Here is a 15,794-nt window from a genome sequence, read left to right on the forward strand (position 1 = left end):
CGATGCACCGCCAGCACCGTTTTACAAGGTTGATACTGTTATGGATGAGACTCAAGCAGGCGTTCTAGACACTGTTGAAACAATAGTGACGTCACTCAAACACAAACCCGGCGCCCTGTTGCCCATCCTGCATGGTATTCAGGATCATTTTGGCTACATTCCCGATGCCGCCATCGGGGTGATTGCCCGTCATTTACGCAGCACTGCCGCCGATGTGCACGGGGTGGTGAGCTTTTATCATTATTTTCGTTCCGAACAGCCCGGCCGCCATGTGGTGGAACTGTGCCGGGCCGAGGCCTGCCAGGCCCGGGGCGCCCGCGCGCTTGAAAGCCACGCCAAAGCCAGGCTGGGCGTGGACTACGGCCAGACCACGGCCGATCGCAGCATTACCCTTAAACCCGTGTACTGCCTGGGCAACTGCGCCACCGGCCCCTCGGTGCGGGTAGGGGAGCAAATAAAGGGCCGTATGGACCCGGCCCGTTTCGACCGCCTGGTGGATGATCTGACCACCTACAAACTGGAGCTGAACTGATGAGCCTGCGTGTCTTTGTTCCCTGTGAGACCACGGCGCTGTCATTGGGCGCCGAGGATGTCGCCACCCTGATAAGCCGTGAGGCCGAGGCCCGTGGCCTGAAGATTGAGCTGGTGCGCAACGGCTCCCGCGGCCTGTTCTGGCTCGAGCCCCTGGTGGAAGTGGACGACGGCACCGGCCGCCGCGCCTTTGGCCCGGTAGAGCCCGGCGACGTGGCCTCGCTGCTGGACAGCCACTTCGGCGATGATCACCCCCTGGCCCTGGGGCCAACCGACGAGCTTCCCTGGCTGAAGAAACAACAGCGGGTCACCTTTGCCCGTCTGGGCGTAACCGATCCGGTGTCGCTGGACGATTACCGCGCCACCGGCGGCTTTGACGGCCTGCATCACGCCCTTGAACTCACTCCGCAGCAACTGGTGGACAGGGTCAAGGCATCGGGCCTGCGCGGCCGGGGCGGGGCGGCGTTCCCCACCGGCATCAAGTGGCAGACGGTGCTGGATACCGCCGGTGTACAAAAATACATTGTCTGCAACGCCGATGAAGGCGACTCCGGCACCTTTGCCGATCGGTTGGTGATGGAATGCGACCCCTACATGCTGATTGAGGGCATGATTATCGCCGGCCTCGCCGTGGGCGCCACTCAGGGCTATATCTACCTGCGCGAGGAATACCCGCTGGCCCACCGCCACCTTGACCTGGCCATTGCCCGGGCCGAGGCCGCCGGCTATCTCGGCAACAATATTCAAAACAGTGGCCGCGCCTTTGCGCTGGAAGTGCGCCTGGGCGCCGGCGCCTATATTTGCGGCGAAGAAACCTCGCTGCTGGAAAGCCTGGAAGGCAAGCGCGGCATGGTGCGGGCCAAGCCGCCGCTGCCGGCCATCGAGGGCCTGTTTGGCCTGCCCACCGTGGTCAACAACGTGCTCAGTCTGGCGGCGGTGCCGTCCATTTTGCGGGACGGCCCCGAGCACTACGCCGGCTTTGGCGTGGAGCGCTCCCGGGGCACGCTGCCGTTTCAGCTGGCCGGCAACATCGCTCAGGGCGGCCTGGTGGAGCTTGCCTTTGGCCACAGCCTGCGCGAGCTGATTGAAGACTTTGGCGGCGGCAGCGCCAGCGGCCGCCCGGTGCGGGCGGTGCAGGTGGGCGGCCCTCTGGGGGCCTATCTGTCGCCGGCGCAGTTTGACACCGCCCTCGACTATGAGGCGTTTTCCGCCATTGGCGCCGTGCTGGGCCACGGCGGCGTGGTGGTGTTTGATGACAGCGTCGACATGGCCGAGCAGGCGCGCTTTTCCATGGAATTCTGCGTGGAGGAGTCCTGCGGCAAGTGTACCCCCTGCCGCATTGGCTCGACCCGGGGCGTGGAGGTGATCGATCGCATCATGCGGGGCGAGAACCGCGATGCCAATATGGCGCTGCTGGAAGATCTGTGCGACACCATGATTCAGGGCTCGCTGTGCGCCATGGGCGGCATGACACCCTTTCCGGTGAAAAGCGCCTATACCCTCTTTCCCGAAGACTTTCAGCGCCAGGGAGGCGAAGCCTGATGGTTGAACATTTTTTTCCCGAAAAGGATCTGGGCACCCCGGCCCGCCTGTCGGACGTACAGGTCAGCCTGACCATAGACGGGGTGGAAGTGACGGTGCCCGAAGGCACCTCGGTGATGCGCGCCGCCGCCCTGGTGGACATTAACATTCCCAAACTCTGTGCCAGCGACAACCTGGAGGCCTTTGGCTCCTGCCGGCTGTGTACCGTGGAAATTGAAGGCCGGCGCGGCATGCATGCGTCCTGCACCACGCCGGTGAGCGAGGGCATGGTGGTACGCAGCCAGACCGAGGCGCTGGCCAAGCTGCGCCGCAACATCATGGAGCTGTATATCTCCGATCATCCCCTCGATTGCCTGACCTGCCCGGCCAACGGCGACTGCGAACTGCAGGACATGGCCGGGGCCGTGGGCCTGCGCGAGGTGCGTTACGGCTTTGCCGGCGAGAATCACCTGAGCCTGCCAAAGGATGAGTCCAACCCCTATTTCACCTTTGACGCCAGCAAGTGCATTCTCTGCTCCCGCTGCGTGCGCGCCTGTGGCGAGGTGCAGGGCACCTTTGCCCTGACCGTGGAAAAGCGCGGCTTTGACTCCAAGATTTCCACCGGCAAGGGAACGGACTTTCTTAATTCCGACTGTGTGTCCTGTGGCGCCTGCGTGCAGGCCTGCCCCACCGCCACCCTCAGCGAGAAGTCGGTGATCGACAAGGGCCAGCCCGAGCACAGCGTGATCACCACCTGCGCCTATTGCGGCGTGGGCTGCTCGTTCAAGGCCGAAATGAAGGGCGATGAGCTGGTGCGCATGACCCCCTGGAAGGGTGGCCAGGCCAACCACGGCCACTCCTGCGTGAAGGGGCGGTTTGCTTTTGGCTACGCCAGCCACAAGGACCGGCTGAAGCACCCCATGATTCGCGAGTCCATCGACCAGCCCTGGCGGGAAGTGGGCTGGCAGGAGGCCATTGAATTTGCCGCCCGGCGCCTGCGCGAGGTGCAGCAACAGCACGGCCGCAACAGCGTGGGCGGCATTACCTCGTCGCGCTGTACCAACGAAGAAACCTACCTGGTGCAGAAGCTGGTGCGGGCCGCGCTCGGCACCAACAACACCGACACCTGCGCCCGAGTGTGCCACAGCCCCACCGGCTACGGCCTGAAAATGACCCTGGGCGAGTCGGCGGGCACCCAGGACTTTGATTCGGTGATGCAGTCCGACTGCATTCTGGTGATCGGCGCCAACCCCACCGACGCCCACCCGGTATTCGGCTCGCTGCTGCGCAAGCGGCTGCGCCAGGGCGCCAAGCTGATTGTGGCCGACCCCCGTTACATCGATCTGCTGGACAGCCCGCATACCGACGAGGCCCTGCACCTGCCCATTCGCCCGGGAGCCAACGTGGCCCTGGTGAACGCCCTGGCCCATGTGATTGTGACCGAAGGGCTGGAAGACCAGGAGTTTATCGCCACCCGTTGCGCCCCGGAAGAATACGCCGCCTGGCGCGACTTTATTATCGATCCGCGCCATGCCCCCGAGGCCATGAGCGCCGTGATCGGCGTGCCGGCGGAGAACCTGCGCGAGGCCGCAAGGCTTTACGCCACCGCCGGCAACGGCGCCATCTATTATGGCCTGGGCGTCACCGAGCACAGCCAGGGCTCCACCACCGTCATGGGCATTGCCAACCTGGCCATGGCCACCGGCAACATTGGCCGGCCCGGCGTGGGGGTAAACCCGCTGCGGGGCCAGAACAACGTGCAGGGCTCCTGCGACATGGGCTCCTTCCCCCACGAGCTGCCGGGCTACCAGCCGGTGACCGACGGCGCCGTGCGTGCCCGCTTTGAAGCGGTGTGGGGCGCCGGGCTGGACGCCGAGCCGGGGCTGCGCATTCCAGGCATGTTCGACGCCGCCATCGAAGGCCGCTTCAAGGCCATGTATGTGCAGGGGGAGGACATTGCCCAGTCGGACCCGAACACCCAGCATGTGGAGGCGGCACTGCGCTCCCTGGAGCTGCTGATCGTGCAGGATATTTTCCTCAACGAAACCGCCAAGTTCGCCCATGTGATTTTGCCGGGGGCCAGTTTCCTCGAGAAGAACGGCACCTTTACCAACGCCGAGCGGCGCATCAACCGGGTGCGCCGAGTGATGGCGCCCCTGGCGGGCAAGGAAGACTGGGAAGTGACCATGGCGCTGTCCAACGCCCTTGGTTACCCCATGGACTACCGGCACCCGTCGGAGATCATGGACGAAATAGCCTCGCTGACGCCGTCCTTTGCCGGGGTCAGTTACGACCGGCTGGAGCGCATGGGCAGCATTCAGTGGCCCTGCAATGACGAGCATCCCGAGGGCATGCCAATCATGCACGGTGACAGCTTCCCCATCGGGGAAGGGCGCATGGTGGTGACCGAGTTTATTCCCACCACCGAACGGGTGAGCGAGGCGTTTCCGCTGCTGCTGACCACGGGGCGTATCCTCAGCCAGTACAACGTGGGGGCCCAGACTCGGCGCACCGACAACAACGTGTGGCACAGCGAAGACGTGCTGGAGATCCACCCCCACGACGCCAGTGCCCGGGGTATTGCCGACGGCCAGCCGGTGAATATTCAGAGCCGCACCGGCAGCACGGTGCTGCGGGCCAGGCACAGTCAGCGCATGCAGCCGGGGGTGGTGTACACTACCTTTCACTTCCCCCACAGCGGCGCCAACGTGATCACCACCGACAACTCCGATTGGGCCACCAATTGCCCGGAATACAAGGTGACGGCGGTGCAGGTAACCGGCACCACCGATCTGACCCTGTCGGACTGGCAGCAACGCTTTGAAGCTTTTACAGAAAAGCAGCTGGCCTATGCGGGGCAGGGGGAGACTCACTAAGAGGTAACAAATAAAAACGCCGGCGAAAGCCGGCGTTTTTTATAGGAGAAAGGCAGAGTCTTGATTTGCTATTTCCGAATTTCATAAGTGAGGATCTGGTGGTATTCCTGCAACTCAGCGTTCAGGTAACCAAGACATTCGTCCTTTTCTGTATAACGCTCCGCTTGATGATGCAGGCTGTAGGGTTTCAGAAATAATGCCGGGCCCGAAAGTGGTGCTCGTGGGGGGCCATGTCGTTGCCGATGGCGTTAAGAATGGCGCCGGAGATCTGGCCGCTGTCGGCATCAAAGGTGCTGCACAGGGAGAGGGTGCGGCGAATGTCCACCTGCCGGCCCAGGTATTCCAGCACCACTCGCGTACAGCTGGGAATGCGCTCGCCGCTGGCGGAGGCGCCCAGGCGCAGGCCACTGAGCCGGCCCACCCGGCTTTTAAAGGTGGGGATCAAAATGGTCTGAGTGATCTGGTTGCCGGTGAGCGATTCGTAGTCCACCAGAAAAATGCGATCCGCCAGCAGATGGGCCATGCCCAGATATTTGCTGTGAAACACCCGCTCGCCCGGGGCCTGTTGCAGGCGCTCGGTGCGCTGGTAATACACGCCGCCGCCCCGGCGCTCCAGGCACAGCAGGTTGCGCAATATCTTGCCCGGAAAGGCCATGGAGTAGTGGTATTCAAAGTAATAACCCAGGTATTTTTCCAGCCCCTGAGAGTTGGCCTGCAGCAGGCTCATGTGCTCGGCTTCCGGGTGCGCCTCTTCCGCAACCTGGGGCTTGGGTCGCACCTGGATCAGCAGTTCAAACTGGCTGTGGGGCATCAGAATTTCGTGCTCTTCCACCCCGAAAAAGTCGCACAAACGGCGCAGGCTATGGGCTGAGGGCTTGTAGCGACCACTCAAATAGCGGTTGAACTGGGGGCGGTTTATCTTAAGCCGGCGACATACCTCAGCTACTGACTTGTAGTAACTGCAGAGCAGACGCAGGTTTTTGGCAAAGTCTTGGTGCATAGAGGCTCCGTGAAACTGGGGTCAGTATACCTAACGTTATTTTTCTGCAACAGGGTGCAACAGTCTCTTTATGATGCACTAACTGCGCCAATCAGCATCAGTTTGAGACAGTGCGTCAAATTTTCAGTGCCTGTGTGCACTGCTGTAATAGGGCCTTGAACCGCACAAACTCCACCAAGCAGGTAACCAATGCAAACACGTATTGAAAAAGATCTTTTGGGTGAACAGCCGGTGCCGGCCGAGGCCTGGTACGGCATTCAAACCCAGCGCGCGCAGCAGAACTTCACCATTACCGGTGTGCCCATCAGCCACTTTCCCGAGCTGATCAACGCCCTGGCCATGGTCAAGGCCGCCGCCGCCCGCGCCAACCGAGATCTGGGCCAGCTGGAGCCGCACAAGGCCGAAGCCATTAACGCCGCCTGTGCCGATATCATGAACGGCGCCCTGCACGATCAGTTTGTGGTGGATCTTATTCAGGGCGGGGCGGGCACCTCCACCAACATGAACGCCAACGAAGTCATTGCCAACCTGGCGCTGGCCAAGCTGGGCCATGCTCGGGGCGACTACAAACACCTGCACCCCAATAATGACGTGAACCGCTCCCAGTCCACCAACGACGCCTATCCCACCGCCGCCCGGCTGGCCATCGTGTTTGCCGCCCAGCCGCTCAAGCAGGCCATTGCCGGTCTGCAACAAAGCCTGGCGGCCAAGGCCGAGGAGTTTGCCCACATTCTCAAAATGGGCCGAACTCAGCTGCAGGACGCCGTGCCCATGACCCTGGGTCAGGAGTTCGAGGCCTTTGCCGTCAACCTGGGTGAAGAAGACGCCCGTATCGACGACGCCTGCCGGCTGCTGTGCGAGGTGAACCTGGGCGGCACCGCCATCGGCACCGGCATTAACGCCCACCCCGACTACGCGCCGCTGGCGGTAAATCACCTGGCCGAGGTGTCTGGCCAGCCGGTCAGCCTGGCCAGCAATCTGGTGGAAGCCACCTCCGACATGGGCGCCTTTGTTACCTTCTCCAGTGTGCTCAAACGGGTGGCGGTGAAGCTGTCCAAACTCAGCAACGATCTGCGCCTGCTGTCCAGCGGCCCGCGCACCGGCCTGGGCGAAATTCAGCTGCCCGCCATGCAACCCGGTTCGTCCATCATGCCCGGCAAGGTGAACCCGGTCATTCCCGAGGCGATGAACCAGACTGCGTTTCAGGTGATCGGTGCCGATCTGGCGGTCACCCTGGCGGCGGAAGCCGGCCAGCTGCAGCTGAACGCCATGGAGCCGCTGATTATCTATAACCTGCTCAACTCCAGCCGCATGCTGGGTGAAGCCATTCGCATGCTCGACACGCGCTGTGTGCGCGGCATCAAGGCCAACGAGGAGCAGTGCGCCGCCCACCTGCATAACAGTATCGGCATCATTACCGCCCTGGTGCCCCATATCGGTTACGACAACGCCAGCCGCATTGCCAACCAGGCATTGATGACCGGCGCCACCGTGGCCGAGCTGGTGCGCGAAGAGCAGCTGCTCAGCGAAGAGCGCCTGGCGGCGGTGCTCAGCCCGGCGTCCATGGTGACGCCCTGCGTCGCCTGATTGGCAAACGCAAATCGGCCCGGGGCCGACGCCGTCATGGCATCAATATCCCGGGCCGTCATAAAAGTGGCGGTGCGATCAGGCCGCCACCGCCATTTGCTGCTGGCGGTGCCACTGCACACAGGCCGCCGCCAGCGCCCTGGTGGCGTCCATGCCCAGATGGGCATGGGCCGAGCCAATGGAGTCCAGCGCGAAAGGAATTTCGGTGCATCCCAGAATGACCCGCTCTACCCCTTGTTGCAGCATGTCGGCCATGCAGCCATCCAGCACTTGAGCACCCTGCTTTACGGCGCCGGACTTGACCAGATAAATGCCTTCCATCACTCGGTGCTGCAGTTCGGGCCGAGGCGTGGTGAGGGCAATGCCAAATTCCGCCAGCTCTCGAGCATAAAAACCGGCCTTCAGGGTACCGTCGGTGGCCAGCAGGCCAACCGAACCGACCTTTTCACCTGCAAGCGCCGCGGCGCAGGCCCGAGCAATGTGCAAAATGGGCACGCTGCTCGCCTGGGCCAGCGGCTCATACCAGTAATGGGCGGTGTTACAGGGAATGGCAATGCAGCCGGCGCCGCCGCTTATCAGGGTGTTCAGCCCTTTCAGCAGGGCCTCGAGGGGAGACTCCTTGTTCTCCAGCAGGCAGGCGGTGCGGTCGGGAATTTGCGGCACCGAATGCACCAGCAGCGGCAGGTGATCCTGATCCCGGCTGGCCGGGGTCTGGTGAATGATCTTGGTCACAAAGTCGACGGTGGCAAGCGGGCCCATGCCGCCAAGAATGCCAATCAGGGAACTCATAAGCTGTCTCCAGGCTGTTTTTTTGCAGCCTAAAGCAGCCGGCGAGGGCACCGACAATGCCGTTTGAGTACCCCCTATGCGCAAGCCGCATAACCCCCGTGCCGCAGTTGCAATATCAATAAGATGGCGCCGTTATGCCGCTTTGTTATCGCCGGTGCCAGATTGGCATGGTGCAACAGGGCCCTGAGCATCGGCGCCGGCGAGTGATATAATGCCACCCTGACCGGTCAGCGGGCTGACCAAGCTGTGGGTATCAAGCCAAGGGTGGTGCATGAACATAGAAACAAAATGGCTGGAAGACTTTCTTTCATTGGCCCACACCCAGAGCTTTTCCCGCTCCGCCCAGGAGCGGCACATGACCCAGCCCGCCTTCAGCCGGCGCATTCGCGCACTGGAAACCGCCCTGGGCTGCGAGTTGGTCGACCGAACCAGCACGCCGGTGCAACTGACCGATGAAGGCCGGCTGTTTCGCATTACCGCGCGCAACCTGGTGATCCAGCTGGCCGACAGCATCGGCCATCTTCGCTCCATGAAACAGCGTGGTGCTCACACCATCGACTTTGCCGTGTCTCACACCCTGTCACTGTCTTTATTTCCCGCCTTTTTGCAGTCGTTTCACCGAGAGCTGGAGGGCATCAGTACCCGCCAGCTGGTGGCCAATGTGGATGACAGCGTGCAGGCCCTGAAAAACGGCATTTGCGACTTTTTGCTGGCGTTTGAAGATCCCACCCTGGCACCGGGGCAGTTTCACCGTTTTGAGCTGCAAACCGAGCAACTGGTGCCGGTGTGTCGCGCCGATGAGGACGGCCAGCCCGTTTTCAACCTGGACGCCGCCCATGGCGCCATCCTGCCTTATCTGGGGTACCCCGAAGAAATTTTTCTCGGCCGCTGTGTGGAGCGGTTGCTGCGCAGCCGGCCGCGCACCGTGACCCTGCGTCAGGCGTTTGAGTCACCCCTGGCCGACAGCCTGAAGGTGATGGCCATGCAGGGCATGGGCATTGCCTGGGTGCCGAGCTTTGCCATTCGGGAAGAGTTGCGTCAGGGCTTTCTGGTGATCTGCGGTGACGACCGTTGGCAGTTGCCGCTCAATGTGTGTCTCTATCGCTGCAACCGGCCCCTGTCCGACACCGCCGAAGCCTTCTGGCAAGTGTGTGAGCAGAATTACGGTCGGGCGGAGCCCACGGCATGAAATGGCTTCAGGCGTGCCTGTTGTTGTGGGGACTGGCCCTGGGCGGCGCCATGGCGGCAGAGCCCTATCGGGAAGGCATTATTCGCGTGGGCGGCGATCACGACTATCCGCCCTATGAATTTCTCAATGAAGACGGCGAGCCCGACGGCTACAACGTGGAGTTGACCCGTGCCATTGCCGAAGTCATGGGCATGCAGGTGGAGTTTCACCTCGGTGACTGGAATCGCATGCGCCAGGCCCTGGATACGGGCGAGATGGATGTGCTGCAGGGCATGATTTTCTCCAGCGAGCGCAGCGATGATTACAGTTTCTCGCCACCACACGCCATTGTGTATCAGTCCATTTTTGCCCGCAAAGGGGAAGACGAAGCCAGGGAGCTGGCCGATCTGCGCGGCAAGGAGGTGGTTGTGCAGCGGGGCGGCATTATGCACGATCACCTGCTGCACAATAACGTGGGAGACAACCTGGTGCTGGTCGACACCCATGCCTCGGCGCTGCGGTTGCTGGCGGCGGGCAAGCACGATTATGCCCTGGTTGCCAACCTGCCGGGGTTGTATCTGGGCCGCGAGCTGGAGTTGTCCAACATAGTGCCGGTGGGCCAGCCTTTTCAGCCCCAGCGCTACGGCTATGCGGTATCAAAGGGGAACGAGGCGCTGCTGGCGGGCTTCAGCGAAGGGCTGGCCATTCTCAAGAACACCGGCCGCCTGCAACAGATTTACGACAAGTGGCTGGGGCCGCTGGAGCAGGGCGGCTGGCCCTGGAAGAAAATCGGCCTGGCCGCCGCCCTGGTGTCGGCGGTGTTGCTGGTGGTGCTGGGGGGGATTGTCATCTGGAACCGCATGCTGGCCCGGGAAGTGGCCCGGCGCAGCGAGAAGCTGCAACTGCAGCATCAGCAATTGATCCAGGCCGACAAGATGTCGTCCCTGGGCATTCTGGTGTCGGGAGTGGCCCACGAAATCAACAATCCCAGCAGCCTGCTGCTGCTCAACCTGCCGGTGCTGAAAGACGCCTTTGCCGATCTGGAAGCGCTGCTGGAGGCGCAATATGAGCAGCAGGGCGATTTTTACCTAGCCGGGTTGCCCTACAGCCGCATGCGCGAGGAGCTGCCCGCCATGCTCGATGACATGCAGGCCAGCGCCGGGCGCATTCGCCGCATTGTGGATGATCTGCGCGACTTTGCCCGTCAGGGCCCGGCGGAGCTGAACGAGAACGTGGATCTCAATGCGCTGGTGGCCACGGTGATCCGTCTGGTCGACAACACCATTCGCACGTCCAGTCATCGCGTGGAGGTGCATTGCGAGCCCGGGTTGCCGCACTTCAGGGGCAACGCCCAGCGCATTGAGCAGGTGCTGATCAACCTGGTGGTGAATGCCTGTCAGGCCCTTACCAGCCCGGAGCAGGGCATTGTTATTCGCACCGGACACCGGGCGCCACGCAACGAGTTGTATCTTGAAATTACCGATCAGGGCGTGGGCATATCGCCCGGCGATCTGTCCCGGCTGAAAGATCCGTTTTTTACCACCAAGCGCGAACAGGGCGGCATCGGGCTGGGTTTGTCCGTGTCGGCCGGCATCGTACAGGAGCATGGCGGCCGGCTGGAATATGAATCCGAGCCGGGCCGGGGAACCCGCGCCACCCTGACGTTACCCGCGATCGAAGGAACCCCATCGTGATCAAAAGCAATTCCTACCCCAGCTTTGGTGTGCTGCTGGTGGATGATGAAGCCCCCTTCCTGCGCAGCCTCAGCATTGCCCTGGAGCGGCGGGGCGGCATTAATCACATTTATCGCTGCGAAGACAGCCGGGAGGTCATGGGCATCATTGCCCGTGAGCCCATTGGCCTGGTGCTGCTGGATCTGACCATGCCGCACCTGTCGGGTGAGACCCTGTTGCAACAGATAGTGGAAGAATATCCCGAGATAGCCGTGATCATCATCAGCGGGCTGAACCAGCTGGAGACGGCGGTGAACTGCATTCGCCTCGGCGCCTATGACTATTTCGTCAAGACCACGGAAGAAGACCGGCTGATCGGCGGCATTCGCCGGGCCATTGCCAGCCAGGAAATGCGTCTGGAAAACCAGGAGATGCGCCGGCGCTTTCTGACCGATACCCTGGAGCGCCCCGAGGTGTTCGCCGGCATCATTACCCAGGACAAGGGCATGCGCTCGGTGTTTCAGTACCTGGAGGCGGTTTCCGCCAGCAGCCAGCCGGTGTTGATCTGCGGTGAGAGCGGGGTGGGCAAGGAGCTGATTGCCCACGCCATTCATACCCTGAGCAACCGAAGCGGCCCCGTGATCAGCGTGAACGTGGCGGGGCTGGACGACAATGTGTTCGCCGATACCCTGTTCGGCCATCACAAGGGGGCCTTTACCGGTGCTGACCGGGCCCGGGCCGGCATGATAGAGCAGGCCGCGGGCGGCACCCTGTTTCTGGACGAGATTGGCGACCTGAGCCTGACTTCCCAGGTCAAGTTGTTGCGGCTGCTGCAGGAAGGGGAGTATTACCCCTTGGGCAGCGACAGGCCCAAACGCATCAGTGCCAGGGTGGTGGTGGCCACCCACCAGGATCTGGCCCGCAAGCAGCAGGAAGGCAGTTTTCGCAAGGATCTTTACTACCGGCTGCGTACCCATCAGGTGGAAATTCCGCCGCTGCGCCAGCGCAAGGGCGACATTCCCCTGTTGCTGGAGCATTTTCTTGCCGAGGCGGCGGCGGAGCTGGATAAAACCGTGCCCACCCTGCCGCGGGAATTACCGGTGCTGCTGGCCAACTACGCCTTTCCCGGCAACGTGCGGGAGTTGCGGGCCCTGGCTTATGACGCCATGAGCCGGCACAAGTCGAAAATGCTGTCGATGGAGGTGTTCCGTCAGGCCCTTGGACAACAGGAGCTGCCCCTGCTGACCGAGGGGGAAGACGAGCCGAGCCCCTTTCGCCGAATGCAGACCCTGCCCAGGCTGACCGAAGTGGGCGATCTGCTGGTGGCCGAGGCCATGCGCCGGGCCGAGGGCAATCAGTCACTCGCCGCCCGGCTGCTGGGTATTTCCCAGCCGGCGCTGAGCAAACGGCTGAAAAAGGCCGCGGCCGACGAGGCCTGACAACCCCTATAACCCGGGTGATGGGTTATAACCCGGGTTACCCCTTCTATCTTATTGATAAAAGAGTGTTTTTCCGTTTTCTACTGGTTCCCTTTATAGCCCTGGTTATACCCCTTTCATTCGGCGCAGCCACTCAAATTTCATTAAAAATTAATTAAAAAACAGTTGCTTAACTGTTTTTCAAAAGCTGGCACGGCCTTTGCTCTTATTACGTCAGGGATTGGCGAGTGAGCGCCAGATACCGATGGTTCGGATGTGCACCCGCACAGGGCCGCGTCCGGCTGTATACCTCGACATCAGTAACAAGGAACTGACGATGGAACAGACAGTAGTAGATCAGGGCCGTAGCGGCTTTTGGAGCGGACTGGCGCTCTGGAAAAAAATTCTCGTAGGTATGGTGCTGGGTGTGATCGCGGGCACCCTGATGGGGCCGGACGCCGAAGTGTTGAAGCCGATTGGCACGCTGTTTATCAACGCGATCAAGATGCTGATCGTGCCGCTGGTATTCTGCTCCCTGGTGGTGGGCGTGACCTCCATGCAGGACACCCGCAAAATGGGCCGCATTGGCTTGAAGTCGGTGGTGCTCTATCTGGGTACCACGGCGGTGGCCATTACCATTGGCCTGATGCTGGCGCTGCTGTTCACGCCGGGGGCCGGCATGAACATGACCATTACCGAGCCGGTATCGGCAAGCGAAGCCCCTTCCCTGGTGGAGACCCTGCTGGCACTGATCCCGCAAAACCCCATCGGCGCCATGGCTGCCGGCAACATACTGCAGATCATCGTGTTCGCCCTGGGTCTGGGCATTGCCCTGACCCTCTGTGGTGAAAAGGCACAGCCGGCCATTCGTCTGTTTGAGAGCTTGGCCGAAGGCATGTACAAGCTGACTGAAATTATCATGAAGTTGGCCCCCTATGGTGTGTTTGGCCTGATGGCCTGGGTGGCGGGCAAGTATGGCCTGGAGGTGCTGCTGCCGCTGATCAAGGTGGTGGCCCTGGTGTATGTGGGTTCGCTGGTGCATGTGCTGGTGGTTTACAGTGGCCTGATCAGCGTGCTGGGTCGCCTGAACCCGGTGCGTTACCTGAAAGGCCTGATCAACCCGGCCGCGGTGGCTTACACCACCACCAGCAGCTCCGGCACCCTGCCGGCCACCATCAAGGCGGCCCGCGAGGAAATGGGGGTGTCTCAGGGCGTGTCCAGCTTTGTGCTGCCCCTGGGCGCGACCATCAACATGGACGGCACCGCCCTGTATCAGGGTATTTGCGCCGTGTTCGTGGCCCAGGCCTTTGGCGTTGATCTGGCCATGTCCGATTACATTCTGATCATCATGACCGCCACCCTGGGTTCCATTGGTACCGCCGGTGTGCCCGGCGCCGGCTTGATCATGCTGTCGCTGGTGCTGACCACAGTGGGGCTGCCCCTGGAAGGCCTGGCCATTGTGGCCGGTATCGACCGTATCCTCGACATGGCCCGTACCAGCGTGAACGTGTGCGGTGATCTTATGGTGTCCGTGCTGATCGGCAAGAGCGAAAACGAGCTGGACGAAACCGTATACAACAGCACCAAGCCTGCGGCCGAGGTGCGCAGGGGCTAATCGCCCCGACTCGACAAGGACGGCGCCATGCCGTCCTTTTTTTCGATATCCCCTTTGAGCGCATTTGCTATTGGCGCCCCCTTTCTGGCTCCGGTAAATGCCTGGCCTGCTGCACGGGCCTTCGGCAATACAACCGCCGCTGACAGACCCCTCTTTTCGACCCATTCCACCTTGTCGCGAACAGGCATGCCTCGGGTCGCAACAGATACCTATTGATTTTTTTTCTGCATATAAAGTTAATCATTGATTGAATGTTCAATAAACGTGGTGTCGCCGGCGCCAATGATGCTTGTCAGGAGGTAAAGCCAACCAGCCACAAACCCGTTGCCTTTGGGCATGAATTGATTGATGGAACCAACAAAAGAGGATTCTCCATGGATATGGTGTTGTCTGTTGCCATTGTGCTGACGTTGACCGCGTCGGTGTGGATATTGCTGCGTTACGGCCGTGTGCCCTGCAAGGGGGAGATGCCGACTTCCCTGTTTACCTTTATCGCCATTCTGTTTACCTCGGGCCTGGATGTGGGCCTGGTGATGTTTCCGCTGACCGAGTTTCCGGTCTACGTTAGTGAGTCTGTCTACGGCTTTGCCAGCCCGCTCGCCATCGAGTTTGGCTTCTGGGGCTTTCTGGTGTGGGGTTTTTACTTTTTCACCACCTTTTACTTTGTGCTGATCGAGCCCAGGGTGAGGCTGTTTGAGTTGCCTCTGGTGCGTTTTATCAACAATCTGGTGATCATCGGCACCTGTGCCTTTACCGGTTATCTGTTTCTCAGCTACCTGCCGGACTATGTGACGGGGATTACGCCGGCGCTGCGCTATGGTCTGGTGGCCCTGGTGGTGTTGTGCGCCGTGTGGTCGAGCTCGGACGTGCGATATGTGAAGTTTCTAAGCGTGGCCTCCACCTGGCTGTTTGTGGCACTGATCGCGGTTATGGCGGTGAACTCGGGCGCCGGTGTGCCGGCGCTGGCGGGCACCATGGCGGAGATTGGCGACTACTTTGGCAATTTGCACCGTTTTGTGACGCCCATGAGTGATTACCATGCCTTTTACCTGTTCTGGTGGTTTTCCTGGAGCATCATGATTGGCCAGTTTGTGGCCCGCTTTGCCGGCGGCCTGCCGGCCTGGCAACTGTGTTTGGCCATGCTGGTGGTGCCTTCCATTCCCATCGCCATCTGGTTCTCCGTGCTCTATCTGCACTTCAGCGAGGCCATTGCCATCGGCAACGAGCTGCGGTTGGCGATGGTGGTGGTGGGCGTGATTTTCGTGATTAACTCCCTCGACTCGTTGATCCGTCTCTACACCACCAACCTGGGCATGGAAGCGGAAAAGCTCGGCAAGGGGCGTTACCTGGTGCTGAACTGGACATTGATGTTCGTGCTGGTGCTGCTGTTCCAGTTCACGCCGCTCAAGATTGAATGGGTGGGCCTGGTGGTAATCGGCCTCTATGCTCTGATCGCCGTGCTGCTCTGGCAGCGCCGGGCGCAATGCCGGGAACTAGGGCGAGGAGTCGATCTGCCGGCCAGGGCCGCCAGCAGTGGCAGATGAAGGGCAGTGATGCCATACATGGGAGTCGGTGACTGAGGCTCTTTCCCTTGAGAATAAAAAACCGGACTGCCA

General features: G+C 61.3%; 11 protein-coding genes. 9 read left to right on the forward strand and 2 right to left on the reverse strand.

Going from position 1 to position 15,794, the window contains the following annotated elements:
* Positions 1–40 precede the first annotated feature (40 nt).
* From OJHNALOF_RS07450 to fdhF, 3 genes are read left to right on the forward strand one after another with little or no spacing between them, the layout of a single operon-like run.
* Positions 41–532 (forward strand): formate dehydrogenase subunit gamma, encoded by a 492-nt coding sequence (locus OJHNALOF_RS07450; RefSeq protein ID WP_165661628.1) that lies wholly within the window; start codon positions 41–43, stop codon positions 530–532.
* On the forward strand, positions 532–2,073 hold the full coding sequence (locus OJHNALOF_RS07455) for an NADH-quinone oxidoreductase subunit NuoF (RefSeq protein ID WP_165661629.1): 1,542 nt from the start codon (positions 532–534) through the stop codon (positions 2,071–2,073). Before OJHNALOF_RS07450 ends, OJHNALOF_RS07455 begins: the two co-directional genes overlap by 1 nt.
* Complete coding sequence (gene fdhF / locus OJHNALOF_RS07460; protein ID WP_165661630.1) at positions 2,073–4,928, forward strand: formate dehydrogenase subunit alpha; 2,856 nt, start codon at positions 2,073–2,075, stop codon at positions 4,926–4,928. Before OJHNALOF_RS07455 ends, fdhF begins: the two co-directional genes overlap by 1 nt.
* Positions 4,929–5,115: 187 nt before the next feature.
* On the opposite strand, the gene OJHNALOF_RS07465 is transcribed toward fdhF, so the two are convergent.
* Positions 5,116–5,928, reverse strand: a complete 813-nt coding sequence (locus OJHNALOF_RS07465) for a helix-turn-helix transcriptional regulator (protein ID WP_165661631.1) — start codon at positions 5,926–5,928, stop codon at positions 5,116–5,118.
* A 189-nt stretch (positions 5,929–6,117) separates the two neighbouring features.
* On the opposite strand from OJHNALOF_RS07465, the gene OJHNALOF_RS07470 reads away from it, so the two are divergent.
* Positions 6,118–7,515 carry an aspartate ammonia-lyase gene (locus OJHNALOF_RS07470; protein ID WP_094199696.1) on the forward strand — a complete coding sequence of 466 codons (1,398 nt, stop codon included), beginning with the start codon at positions 6,118–6,120 and terminating at the stop codon, positions 7,513–7,515.
* Positions 7,516–7,593: 78 nt separating this feature from the next.
* On the opposite strand, the gene OJHNALOF_RS07475 is transcribed toward OJHNALOF_RS07470, so the two are convergent.
* On the reverse strand, positions 7,594–8,304 hold the full coding sequence (locus OJHNALOF_RS07475; RefSeq protein WP_165661632.1) for an aspartate/glutamate racemase family protein: 711 nt from the start codon (positions 8,302–8,304) through the stop codon (positions 7,594–7,596).
* A 271-nt stretch (positions 8,305–8,575) separates the two neighbouring features.
* On the opposite strand from OJHNALOF_RS07475, the gene OJHNALOF_RS07480 reads away from it, so the two are divergent.
* The 5 genes from OJHNALOF_RS07480 to OJHNALOF_RS07500 all read left to right on the forward strand — a co-directional run bounded on the left by OJHNALOF_RS07480 (position 8,576) and on the right by OJHNALOF_RS07500 (position 15,722).
* Entirely contained in the window at positions 8,576–9,493 is a 918-nt protein-coding gene (locus tag OJHNALOF_RS07480; RefSeq protein WP_165661633.1) for a LysR substrate-binding domain-containing protein, read from the forward strand.
* Positions 9,490–11,166, forward strand: a complete 1,677-nt coding sequence (locus OJHNALOF_RS07485; RefSeq protein ID WP_165661634.1) for a transporter substrate-binding domain-containing protein — start codon at positions 9,490–9,492, stop codon at positions 11,164–11,166. The genes OJHNALOF_RS07480 and OJHNALOF_RS07485 overlap by 4 nt, the downstream gene beginning before the upstream one ends.
* Positions 11,163–12,584: a sigma-54-dependent transcriptional regulator gene (locus OJHNALOF_RS07490; protein WP_370462300.1), complete on the forward strand. Its 1,422-nt coding sequence runs from the start codon at positions 11,163–11,165 to the stop codon at positions 12,582–12,584. The genes OJHNALOF_RS07485 and OJHNALOF_RS07490 overlap by 4 nt, the downstream gene beginning before the upstream one ends.
* Positions 12,585–12,900: 316 nt before the next feature.
* Entirely contained in the window at positions 12,901–14,178 is a 1,278-nt protein-coding gene (locus OJHNALOF_RS07495; RefSeq protein WP_094199693.1) for a dicarboxylate/amino acid:cation symporter, read from the forward strand.
* Positions 14,179–14,552: 374 nt separating this feature from the next.
* Positions 14,553–15,722 (forward strand): BCCT family transporter, encoded by a 1,170-nt coding sequence (locus OJHNALOF_RS07500; RefSeq protein ID WP_094199692.1) that lies wholly within the window; start codon positions 14,553–14,555, stop codon positions 15,720–15,722.
* The last annotated feature ends 72 nt before the right edge of the window (positions 15,723–15,794 follow it).

This window comes from Oceanimonas sp. MB9, from assembly GCF_011319775.1.
In the GTDB taxonomy this organism is placed as follows: Bacteria; Pseudomonadota; Gammaproteobacteria; order Enterobacterales; family Aeromonadaceae; genus Oceanimonas; species Oceanimonas doudoroffii.

Bases quoted from the DNA above. Each gene is read 5' to 3' on its own strand.
- OJHNALOF_RS07450 (WP_165661628.1), top strand. From the start codon at position 41: ATGGATGAGACTCAAGCAGGCGTTCTAGACACTGTTGAAACAATAGTG.
- OJHNALOF_RS07500 (WP_094199692.1), top strand. From the start codon at position 14,553: ATGGATATGGTGTTGTCTGTTGCCATTGTGCTGACGTTGACCGCGTCG.
- fdhF (WP_165661630.1), top strand. From the start codon at position 2,073: ATGGTTGAACATTTTTTTCCCGAAAAGGATCTGGGCACCCCGGCCCGC.
- OJHNALOF_RS07465 (WP_165661631.1), bottom strand. From the start codon at position 5,928: ATGCACCAAGACTTTGCCAAAAACCTGCGTCTGCTCTGCAGTTACTAC.
- OJHNALOF_RS07475 (WP_165661632.1), bottom strand. From the start codon at position 8,304: ATGAGTTCCCTGATTGGCATTCTTGGCGGCATGGGCCCGCTTGCCACC.
- OJHNALOF_RS07485 (WP_165661634.1), top strand. From the start codon at position 9,490: ATGAAATGGCTTCAGGCGTGCCTGTTGTTGTGGGGACTGGCCCTGGGC.
- OJHNALOF_RS07495 (WP_094199693.1), top strand. From the start codon at position 12,901: ATGGAACAGACAGTAGTAGATCAGGGCCGTAGCGGCTTTTGGAGCGGA.
- OJHNALOF_RS07470 (WP_094199696.1), top strand. From the start codon at position 6,118: ATGCAAACACGTATTGAAAAAGATCTTTTGGGTGAACAGCCGGTGCCG.
- OJHNALOF_RS07480 (WP_165661633.1), top strand. From the start codon at position 8,576: ATGAACATAGAAACAAAATGGCTGGAAGACTTTCTTTCATTGGCCCAC.
- OJHNALOF_RS07455 (WP_165661629.1), top strand. From the start codon at position 532: ATGAGCCTGCGTGTCTTTGTTCCCTGTGAGACCACGGCGCTGTCATTG.